This window comes from Azotobacter beijerinckii (assembly GCF_900110885.1).
Classification (GTDB): domain Bacteria; phylum Pseudomonadota; class Gammaproteobacteria; order Pseudomonadales; family Pseudomonadaceae; genus Azotobacter; species Azotobacter beijerinckii.
The window spans coordinates 21,433-27,432 of record NZ_FOFJ01000048.1; the positions used below are offsets into that span (position 1 = coordinate 21,433).

Below are 6,000 nucleotides of genomic sequence, written 5' to 3' on the forward strand. Positions count from 1 at the left end.
GTCTTCGAACCAGGCCGGGGTGACACCGAACAAGAACGGAGAATGTCATGAAACTCAGAGTTGCCGTTGCGGGTGCCGGTTATATCGGGCAGGCCCACATGGGTGTCCTGCAGCAAAGCCCGGCCTGTCAGCTGTCTGCCGTCGTCGATCCCTCTCCTGCCGCTGCCGAGATCGCCGCCAAGGCGGGGGTGCCGCTCTATGCATCGCTGGACGAGCTGATCGAAAAGGATTGCCCGGACGGTATCGTACTGGCCACGCCGAATCAGCTGCACGTCGAGCACGCGATTCTGTGCATGGAAGCCGGCCTGCCGATGCTGCTGGAAAAGCCCATCGCGCCCTCCGTCGAGGAAGGCCGCCAGCTGGTCCAGATGGCCGACCAGGCCAAGGCCAGGATACTCATCGGTCACCACCGCGCGCACAGCCCGATCATGGCCAAGGCCCGCGAAATCGTCTCGCAGGGCAAGCTCGGCCGGCTGGTCGCGGTGATGGGCAGTGCCACCTTCTTCAAGCCCGACCAGTATTTCGCCGACGCCCCCTGGCGGCGCGAGCCGGGCGGCGGGCCGATCCTGCTGAACATGATTCACGAGGTGCACAACCTGCGCATGCTCTGCGGCGACATCGTCGCGGTCCAGGCCTTCGCCTCCCATGCCGTGCGCGACTTCCCGGTCGAGGACACGGTGGCCATCAACCTGCGCTTCGCCAACGGCGCGCTGGGCACCTTCATGCTCTCCGATACCGCCGCCTGCCCGCGCAGCTGGGAACAGACCTCCCGGGAGAACAAGGCCTACCCGACCTACGAGGACGAGGACTGCTATGTCATCGCCGGCACCGACGGCAGCCTGTCGATTCCGACCATGCGCCTGAAGACCTATCCTCGCCCCGAGGACCGCTCCTGGTGGAAGCCGTTCGAGGTCGGGGTGGTGGGCATGGTTCGCCAGGACCCGTTGATGCATCAGATCGAACACTTCGGTGCGGTGATTCGTGGCGAAGCCCAGCCGCTGGTCAGCGCCCGCGACGGGCTGCTCAACCTGGAGATCACCGAGGCGATCGTCAAGGCCGCCAAGACCGGCAGCGTGATCCAGCTCGGCAACGCCTGATCATTCGAGACCGGGAGAAGACTCATGAAAGTACTCATGCTGCATGGCATCAACCACAACATGTTCGGCAAGCGCGACCCACTGCAGTACGGCACCGTCACCCTGGCCAAGATCGATGCGACGCTGCGCGCCCTGGGGGAAGAGCTGGGCGTGTCCATCGAAAGCTTCCAGACCAATAGCGAGCGGGAGATGTGCGAACGCATCCATCAGGGTTTCCTCGACCAAGTGGATGCGGTGCTGATCAACGCCGGTGCCTGGACCCACTACAGCTACGGCATCCGCGACGCCCTGGCGATCCTCACCGTTCCGGTGGTGGAGGTCCACATGTCCAACATCCATGCACGCGAGCCGTTCCGCCATCAGTCGGTATTCGCCGAGATCGTCAAAGGACAGATCTGCGGGTTCGGCCTGGACAGCTATCTGCTCGGCCTGCGCGCGGTGGTCACGGCGGCCACTGGCTGAGCCGCGCCGGCCTCCGGCGCATCGCCCACGCTCCCCCTTCATTCGGGCAAGACGCCGGCGGCCAGAGCGAGGCAAGATTATTGTTGGGCCATCCGGACATAATCTGCCGCAATGAAAAATCAGAATGTGCAACTGGCGAACAATGATCCCTTCCTGCGCGACCTGCGGCTGTTCTGCACGGTGGCCCGGCGCTCCAGCTTCGTCGCCGGCGCCAACGAGATGGGCCTGTCGCCGGCCCACGTCAGCAAGCGCATCGCGATGCTCGAGGAGACGCTCGGCGTCAAGCTGTTCAACCGCACCACCCGGCGGGTGAACATCACCAGCGACGGCGAGGCGGCGTTCCTCTGGGCGCGCAAGATCCTCGAGGACGTCGAGGGTATGCTCGAGGCGGTTTCCGGCAGCCGCGGCGAGCCGCGCGGCGTCCTGCGCATCTGCGCCAGCCTCCGGCTCGGGCGCGACCATGTCGCGCCGATCCTCACCCAGTTGCGTCAGCGCCATCCGACGCTGGAGATCTGGCTCGAACTGCTGGATCGGCGCGTCGACCTGATCGGCGAGAACTTCGATATCGACATCCGCGTCGGCGAGGCGCACGAGCCGCACCTGATCGGCCACAAGATCGCCGAGAACGCGCGCATTCTCTGCGCCGCTCCAGCCTATCTGGAGCGGCACGGCAGGCCGAAATCGCTGGCCGAGCTGGGCCAGCACGACTGCCTGCTGTTTCGCGACCGGGACCAGAGCTTCGGCGTCTGGCGACTGGAAGGGCCGAGCGGGGAGGAAAGCGTCAAGGTCACCGGGCCGATGGCCTCCAACCACAGCGACATCGTGCGGCGTTGGGCGATTGAGGGCCACGGGATCATCATGGCGTCGGTCTGGGATCTGGCCGCCAGCATCCGGGCGGGTGAACTGGTGCGCGTGCTGCCGGCCTATCGGCAGCCGGCGGACGTCTGGGCGGTGACCGCCGCCCGCACTTCGGGCTCGGAGCGGGTGAGGGTATGCATCGCGTTCCTCAAGCAGCAACTGATCGAAGGGCCCCATGCGCTGGTCACGCGTCTGGAGGAGTGAGCTTCACCGGCCAGCCAGGCCATGAGCAGAGGCGGGCAGCAGTCCCACCGGAGCCGCTGCCGGCGGGTTCAGCGCAGAATCGAGCGCCGATGCACGGCCAGGTGTACGCCCAGGCAGGCCACGAATAGACCGCCGGTCACCGCGTGCCAGCTCTTCTTGCCGGCCGCGGCGAGGGCCAGCGAGGCGGCCAGGCTGCCGAGCATGCCGAGCTTGGCGCCGCGGTTGACCTGCATCTTCAGCGAGCGCCGGCGCGGCGCATGGGGCCGGGCCAGCTCGGCGTCGATGGCCGCGTCGACTGCCGCCTCCAGCGCCTCGATCTCGACCCGTGCGGCGTCGAAATGCAGGACGAGGCTGCCGGCGCGCGGATTGGGCTGGAGGCTGTCGATGCCTTCGAAGCCGGCCAGCGCTTCCTCGATCCGGGCCAGGCGCGCCCGGTCTCGCAGCGCTCTGTCGCGGATGCGGATACGTCCGGGCAGCGCGGAAACGATACGACTCATGGGTGATTCATCCTGTACGGCAGGTGAGCGACTGCCCCGGCAGCCATGGCTTGGGCATGGCTGTTCGGCGCGGCGGAGGGTGGGGAAGTCGTCATCAACGGGGTGTGCGGAAATTAGCGATTGATAATTATACGCATTTGACTGCGAATCAAGCGAAACCGGATGCCCGGTCGGTCTGGGCGGCCTCCCTGCACTGGCTGGCGCTGCTGGGCCTGTCGACGGAGCTGGGCCGGAGCTGGGCAGCCTGGCCCTGGTCGTCGGTGCGCTCAACCTCCGGGACGGCCTGCGTGCGGGCGGGCGGCGGCCTCGCGCTGTCGATCCCGGCGGAATGAATGCGGTTTCAGGTTTCGGGGCTACCCTTTTTCGTGGGCGGCACCCGTTCTGCCGATCCGCACGGCGCGGCAGCTTCCGGTGCCTCGATCCTCAACCGGGAAAAGGAAGGTTGGCATGAGCGAGAAGAAACTGACCACCGCCGCAGGCTGTCCCGTCGTCGACAACCAGAACGTCATGACCGCCGGGGCGCGCGGTCCGCAGTTGCTGCAAGACATCTGGTTCCTGGAGAAGCTGGCCCACTTCGACCGCGAGGTGATTCCCGAACGGCGTATGCATGCCAAGGGCTCGGGGGCCTACGGTACCTTCACGGTGACCCAGGACATCAGCCGCTATACCCGGGCGAAGCTCTTCTCCACCGTCGGCAAGCAGACCGAGCTGTTCGTGCGCTTCTCCACCGTCGCCGGCGAGCGCGGCGCCGCCGATGCCGAGCGCGACATCCGCGGCTTCGCGGTCAAGTTCTACACCGAGGAGGGCAACTGGGACCTGGTCGGCAACAACACCCCGGTGTTCTTCCTGCGCGATCCGCTCAAGTTTCCCGACCTCAACCACGCGGTGAAGCGCGATCCGCGCACCAACCTGCGCAGCGCGAAGAACAACTGGGATTTCTGGACCCGGCTGCCCGAGGCACTGCACCAGATCACCATCGTCATGAGCGACCGCGGTATCCCGGCCACCTACCGCCACATGCACGGCTTCGGCTCGCATACCTTCAGCTTCGTCAACGCCAGCAACGAGCGCCACTGGGTGAAGTTCCACCTCAAGTCCATGCAGGGCATCCGGAACCTGAGCGACGCCCAGGCGCAGGCCGCCATCGGCGAGTGCCGGGAAACCCATCAGCGCGATCTCTACGAGGCCATCGGGCGCGGCGACTTCCCGAAATGGCAGCTCTGCGTGCAGGTCATGCCGGAGCAGGACGCCGCCAGGGTGCCGTATCACCCCTTCGACCTGACCAAGATCTGGCCGCACAAGGACTACCCGCTGCAGGAGGTCGGCATCCTCGAGCTCAACCGCAACCCAGACAACTACTTCGCCGAGGTGGAGCAGGCCGCCTTCAATCCGGCCAACGTGGTGCCGGGGATCGGCTTTTCGCCGGACAAGATGCTGCAGGGCCGCCTGTTCTCCTACGGCGACACCCAGCGCTACCGCCTCGGCGTCAACCACGGGCACATCCCGGTCAACGCCCCGCGCTGCCCGGTGCACAGCTATCACCGCGACGGCGCGATGCGCGTCGACGGCAATTACGGCGGCACCCTGGGCTACGAGCCGAACGGTTCCGGCGAGTGGCGGGAACAGCCCGGCTTCCGCGAGTCGCCGCTGGCGTTGGAGGGCGCGGCGGATCACTGGAATTACCGCGAGGATGACGACGACTACTACTCGCAGCCGGGAGCGTTGTTCCGGCTGATGACGGCGGAGCAGCGGCAGGTGCTGTTCGACAACACCGCGCGCGCCCTGGGCGATGCCCCGGAGGACATCAAGCGGCGCCACATCGACAACTGCAGCAAGGCCGACCCGGCATACGGGGTGGGGGTGGCGAAGGCACTGGGCTTGGGCTGAGTCGTGGCTGCCCGGCCTTTTGATCGGTCGGTAGCGTTTTGCGGCTCACTCGGTGGGCATGAGGCCGTGGTGACGGCGTGGTTTCCTATGCGCTCGATTGCCGATGTCGGCCGGGGAAGGGTTGAGAGGTTGCCGGATCCGCTGTGCCTTCGGGCCGGAAAGGCGGGTGGCGAGCCGTGGTCCTGTTGCGTTTCGCCCCCGGACACTGGCTGGTGAGCCGGGGGCGTTACCGGTCAGCGATATTCGCAGAGGTAGGCGGTATCGGTAGCGACCTTCAGCTGGAACTTGCTGTTGGCCGGCACGGTGAACTGGCTTCCGGCCTGGAAGGTTTCCCACTGCTCGCTACCCGGCAGCTTCACGGTTAGAGCGCCGGCGATCACGTGCATGATTTCCAGCTGACTGGTGCCGAACTCGTATTCGCCTGCCGCCATCACGCCGATGGTGGCCGGGCCCTGGCTCATGCCGAAGGCGATGGATTTGACGGTGCCGTCGAAGTACTCGTTGACCTTGAACATGTTGAATCCTCAGGAAGGGGTGAAAAAAGGCTCGCAAGTATGCATAAGGCGTTTTGCCGCGTCATCCGTCTTAAGCATCGGGCGGGACAGCCAGCGGCAGCAGGCGGGCCGTGTTGCGGGCATCTCCCAGCGCCCGGTGCTGCTGACCCTGAAAGCCACCCCTTTCAAGGTCTTTACGTAAACTCCCTTCCCTAAAGCCATCAAGAGGGCAAGGCGGTGTGGGACGAGATTCTGGCGCGATTCGAGAAGCAGGCACCGGCCAGCGTCATGGCACGGCTGGTGTTGGAACGGGCGATGCCGGCTGCCTGGGTCGACGAAGTGTTCGAGACCAACCGGCAGCGCCAGTATCCCCGGGAGCTGCTGTTTTCCACCGTCGTCGAGCTGATGTCGCTGGTTTCCCTGGGGCTGCGCCCTTCGCTGCATGCCGCCGCGCGCCAGATGGACCACCTGCCCGTATCGCTGGCGGCGCTGTACGACAAA

7 protein-coding genes and 2 pseudogenes are annotated in these 6,000 nt (G+C 66.0%); 6 read left to right on the top strand and 3 right to left on the bottom strand.

Annotation, left to right across the window (positions count from 1 at the left end):
- Positions 1 to 47: 47 nt before the first annotated feature.
- The 3 genes from BMY22_RS17760 to BMY22_RS17770 all read left to right on the top strand — a co-directional run bounded on the left by BMY22_RS17760 (position 48) and on the right by BMY22_RS17770 (position 2,621).
- Positions 48 to 1,097 carry a Gfo/Idh/MocA family protein gene (locus tag BMY22_RS17760; protein WP_090624253.1) on the top strand — a complete coding sequence of 350 codons (1,050 nt, stop codon included), beginning with the start codon at positions 48 to 50 and terminating at the stop codon, positions 1,095 to 1,097.
- A 24-nt stretch (positions 1,098 to 1,121) separates the two neighbouring features.
- Complete coding sequence (gene aroQ, locus BMY22_RS17765) at positions 1,122 to 1,559, top strand: type II 3-dehydroquinate dehydratase (protein ID WP_090624256.1); 438 nt, start codon at positions 1,122 to 1,124, stop codon at positions 1,557 to 1,559.
- 111 nt (positions 1,560 to 1,670) lie between these two features.
- Positions 1,671 to 2,621, top strand: coding sequence for a LysR family transcriptional regulator (locus BMY22_RS17770; RefSeq protein ID WP_090624258.1), 951 nt, complete (start codon positions 1,671 to 1,673; stop codon positions 2,619 to 2,621).
- Between the two features lie 68 nt (positions 2,622 to 2,689).
- Here BMY22_RS17770 and BMY22_RS17775 read toward each other — a convergent pair whose 3' ends face one another.
- Positions 2,690 to 3,118: an HMA2 domain-containing protein gene (locus BMY22_RS17775; protein ID WP_090624260.1), complete on the bottom strand. Its 429-nt coding sequence runs from the start codon at positions 3,116 to 3,118 to the stop codon at positions 2,690 to 2,692.
- Positions 3,119 to 3,255: 137 nt separating this feature from the next.
- Between BMY22_RS17775 and BMY22_RS23910 the strand changes: the two genes are divergently transcribed.
- Together BMY22_RS23910 and BMY22_RS17780 are read left to right on the top strand one after the other, a co-directional pair.
- A complete protein-coding gene (locus BMY22_RS23910; RefSeq protein ID WP_143068534.1) occupies positions 3,256 to 3,450 on the top strand; it encodes a hypothetical protein in 195 nt (64 codons plus the stop codon).
- A gap of 115 nt (positions 3,451 to 3,565) precedes the next feature.
- Positions 3,566 to 5,005, top strand: a complete 1,440-nt coding sequence (locus tag BMY22_RS17780) for a catalase (RefSeq protein ID WP_090624262.1) — start codon at positions 3,566 to 3,568, stop codon at positions 5,003 to 5,005.
- 233 nt (positions 5,006 to 5,238) lie between these two features.
- Here BMY22_RS17780 and ppnP read toward each other — a convergent pair whose 3' ends face one another.
- Both ppnP and BMY22_RS23915 read right to left on the bottom strand, forming a co-directional pair.
- Positions 5,239 to 5,520: a pyrimidine/purine nucleoside phosphorylase gene (gene ppnP, locus BMY22_RS17785; RefSeq protein WP_090624264.1), complete on the bottom strand. Its 282-nt coding sequence runs from the start codon at positions 5,518 to 5,520 to the stop codon at positions 5,239 to 5,241.
- A 70-nt stretch (positions 5,521 to 5,590) separates the two neighbouring features.
- Positions 5,591 to 5,674 (bottom strand): annotated as a pseudogene (locus BMY22_RS23915) (exonuclease domain-containing protein); the annotation flags it as partial.
- 113 nt (positions 5,675 to 5,787) lie between these two features.
- Here BMY22_RS23915 and BMY22_RS17790 point away from each other — a divergent pair.
- Positions 5,788 to 6,000 (top strand): annotated as a pseudogene (locus tag BMY22_RS17790) (IS4 family transposase); the annotation flags it as partial.